Raw genomic sequence first — 3,375 nt, 5'->3', positions numbered from 1 at the left:
GCCGACGCGGCGACGGTGCTCGGCACGCAGGCCCGGCAGACCGCGGCGCTGGCCGGCGTCGGCGGCCTGTTCCTGGCCGCCACCGCCTTCGACCCGGACGGCGCCGGCGACCCGAGGGCGGCCCGGCTGCGCGCGGACCTGCTGGACCACGTGGTGGTGGTCGACGACGCGGAGGAACTGACCGCGATGTTCGGCGGCGCGGCCGACGGGCTGCTCGTCGAGCTGGCCGAATGGCACCGGCGCAGCGTGGACGAAACCGCCTGACCGCGGCGGCCGCCCGGCCCGCTCCTCGGGTCAGGCGCCGGTGGGGCGGGTTCGGGCCATGCGGAGGCGGACCTGGGAGGAGGCGCCGGTCTGGGTGATGACGAACTCGTCGCAGAGACGGCGCATCACCCACAGGCCGTAGCCGCCCGGCCCGATCCGGGGACGCGCGTCGGGGCAGGCGTCGGGCCGCAGGCTGCCCGAGTGGTCGCCGACCTCGACGGTGAGGAAGTCGTCGTCGGCCCAGATGTGCACCCAGCCGGCCCCGCCCGCGTGGTCGAGGACGTTGGTGACGGCCTCGTTGGCGGCGAGCGCGAGGTCGTCACCGCGCTGGGAGGCCAGCCCGGCCTGGACCGCGTGACGGCGGACGAGCTCCCGCAGCCCCGCGAGGTCTCGGCTGATCGGCCAGCTCGCGGCAGCGCCGGGGGAAGGCTCGGACATCGGTCCCTCCTACCCGGAATCACACACCGTGTGCCCATGATGACATTGACCCGGCCGTGCGCGCAGGCCAAGCGGAGGCAGAAGAGGGCTGGCCCATCCTGCCCGAGTCGCGGCTCCCGCGCCAATGCCCGGCCAGGGAATTCCTGGAGCCGGGCCGCCTGACCGCAATGACGTGCCGAGGGGCTGAAAAATAGCATCGTTCCAAATGGGGGATTTATCCGGAACTCCTGGCCGGTGACTCGATCTTGCTCCATCGTGGGCGATGCAACGCGGCTCCGCTGCTGCGGAGGCGTACCGAGAGCCAAGGGAGTTCCATGCTCAACCGATATCGGGCCCTGCCGGCCGCGGTGGCGATGCTCACCGCGCTGGCGGGCGCGGCCGTGCCCGCCGGGGCGGCCGGGCCCGCGCAGGCGTCCGCCGTCGCACCCCTCACCGTGACGTTCGCCGCCACGGAGGACGTGTTCATCAGCCAGGCCGAGCCGGCGAAGAGCTTCGCGACCGCGACCTGGATGAGCGTCTGCGGCACCGCGTGCGGCAGCGCCGCCGCGGGCCAGCGGGTCGGCCTGACCCGCTTCAAGGTCGCCGGCATCCCGGCGGACGCCGAGGACGTCAAGGTCACCCTGGACGTCGTCCCGGCCAGGACGACGGACACCACCGTGTCGGTCCGTCCCGTGACGGGCTCCTGGACCGAGGCGGCCACGACCTGGAACACCCGCCCCGAGTTCGGCGCCGCGGCCGTCGCCTCGCACACCGGCTTCACCGCCGGGACGACGGTCAGGCTGGACGTGTCCGCCGCCGTCGAGGGCGACGGCACGTACGCCTTCGCCCTCACCGGCGGCGACGCCACCGCCACCGTGCTGATGTCCTCGCGCGAGACCGGGAACCGCGGCCCGAAGCTCACGGTCACCTACACCGAGGGGAGCGGCCAGACCGACGGGCCGCTGCCGTTCGTGCTGCCGGGGAAGGCGGCCCTGCGCGGGTCGGCCAGGAAGGTGTTCGCGCACTACTTCACGCCGTATCCGGTGTCGCTGGACAACCAGGCCCCGGCCGGCGACTACTACGCCAGGAACTACCTCAAGCCGGACGGCGAGAGCGGCAAGCACGCCGCCTACGGCGGGCTGCTGCGCGACCGGCCGGTCGGACGTGACCCCATCAGCGGCGACTACGCGCTGGCCGACTTCAAGACCGAGGTCAAGCAGGCCGTCGCGGCCGGCCTGGACGGCTTCACCGTCGACATCCTGTCGATCACCAGCGCCCACTGGACGCGGGTGCAGAACCTGATCAAGGCCGCCGAGGCCGTGGACCCCGGGTTCAAGATCGTGCTGATGCCGGACACGAACGGCCTGGCCTCGGTGGACAGCGCCGCGTTCGCCGCCGCGATGGCGAAGCTGGCCGCATCGAAGTCGGTCTACCGGCTCGCCGACGACCGCCTGGTGGTGGCGCCGTTCAAGGCCGAGGGGCGCACCGCCGCCTGGTGGGCGGCCTGGATGAGGACGATGGAGACCGAGCACGGCGTCAAGGTGGCCCTGGTGCCCTGCTTCCTCGACTTCAACAAGTACCGGGACGCGTTCGCCTCGATCAGCTACGGCTTCTCCAACTGGGGCAACCGCAACCCCGCCGCCAACGCCGCCCTGGGCGGCAACATCGACCGCGCGCACGGCATGGGCAAGATCTGGATGCAGCCGGTGTCCGTCCAGGACGAACGCCCCAACCAGGGCGTCTTCGACGAGGCGGGCAACACCGAGAACCTGCGGGCGACGTGGAAGGGCGCGATCGACGGCAAGGCCGACTGGGTCCAGCTCACCACCTGGAACGACTACTCCGAGAACACCCAGTTCGCGCCGTCCAGGAACGCCGGCTGGACGTACCTGGACATCAACGCCTACTACCTGACCTGCCACAAGCTCGGCTGCCCGAAGATCACGAACGACGCGGCGTACCTGACCCACCGGGTCCAGCCGGTCGCGGCCCAGCCCTCCTTCGCGCAGACCAGGCTCATGAAGCTGCGCGGCGGCAGCACGGCCGCGCGTGACACGGTCGAGGTGCTCACCATGCTGACGGCGGCGGCCAAGGTGTCGGTGACCGTCGGCGGCACGACGCAGAGCTACGACGCGCCCGCCGGCGTGTCGGCCAGGACGTTCCCGCTGAAGGCGGGGACCGCCTCGGCGACGGTCGCCAGAGGATCGGCGACGGCGGCCAAGGTGGTCTCGCCGTACCCGATCACCGCGACGCCCTACGTGCAGGACCTGCACTACCGCGCGGCCTCCAGCGAACGCTGACCGCGCCGGCCCGGGTCCGCGCCACCCGCGCGGACCCGCGCCGCCCCTCGTTCCCGGCGGGGGAGTTGACGAGCGCGCCCTGCTGTGAAAAGCTGAAGGCGGCACCGAGGTTGACACTCATAGTAAGTGTGGACATTCGTTTCTCAGTTAGGTTATGCTGCTGCCTCGCGCCGCCCTTCGACGCCCCGGATTTCGATCCGGGCGTTTGGCGTGCGCGCAGTTCGATTCCGTCCGTGCCCTCCGGAAGGACAACTGTTGGCAGCCGCACGTAGTGTTCCCGTCGTTCCCGCCGGTCCTCCTCGCGTCTCTTTCGCGCGCATCCAGGAGCCCCTCGAAGTTCCTGACCTCCTCGCCCTGCAGACCGAGTCGTTCGACTGGTTGCTGGGCAACGAGA

At 71.5% G+C, this 3,375-nt stretch carries 3 protein-coding genes; 2 read left to right on the top strand and 1 reads right to left on the bottom strand.

Translation table 11 applies throughout. The features are described from left to right. Window positions 1-264 (top strand): hypothetical protein (locus tag AB0J71_RS49835; protein ID WP_364421461.1); only part of this gene is annotated, 264 nt, incomplete at its 5' end. 30 nt (window positions 265-294) lie between these two features. Here AB0J71_RS49835 and AB0J71_RS49830 read toward each other — a convergent pair. Continuing rightward, window positions 295-702, bottom strand: coding sequence for an ATP-binding protein (locus tag AB0J71_RS49830; RefSeq protein ID WP_352330382.1), 408 nt, complete (start codon window positions 700-702; stop codon window positions 295-297). A gap of 314 nt (window positions 703-1,016) precedes the next feature. On the opposite strand from AB0J71_RS49830, the gene AB0J71_RS49825 reads away from it, so the two are divergent. After that, a complete protein-coding gene (locus AB0J71_RS49825) occupies window positions 1,017-2,981 on the top strand; it encodes an endo-1,3-alpha-glucanase family glycosylhydrolase (RefSeq protein WP_364421459.1) in 1,965 nt (654 codons plus the stop codon). The last annotated feature ends 394 nt before the right edge of the window (window positions 2,982-3,375 follow it).

It is taken from the genome of Nonomuraea sp. NPDC049637 (assembly GCF_040675235.1).
Classification (GTDB): Bacteria; Actinomycetota; Actinomycetes; order Streptosporangiales; family Streptosporangiaceae; genus Nonomuraea.
This window is presented reverse-complemented; position numbering and strand designations above follow the sequence as displayed.

What these genes read in the sequence shown, in the direction of transcription:
- AB0J71_RS49830 (WP_352330382.1), bottom strand. Translation starts at nt 702, where the DNA reads ATGTCCGAGCCTTCCCCCGGCGCTGCCGCGAGCTGGCCGATCAGCCGA.
- AB0J71_RS49825 (WP_364421459.1), top strand. Translation starts at nt 1,017, where the DNA reads ATGCTCAACCGATATCGGGCCCTGCCGGCCGCGGTGGCGATGCTCACC.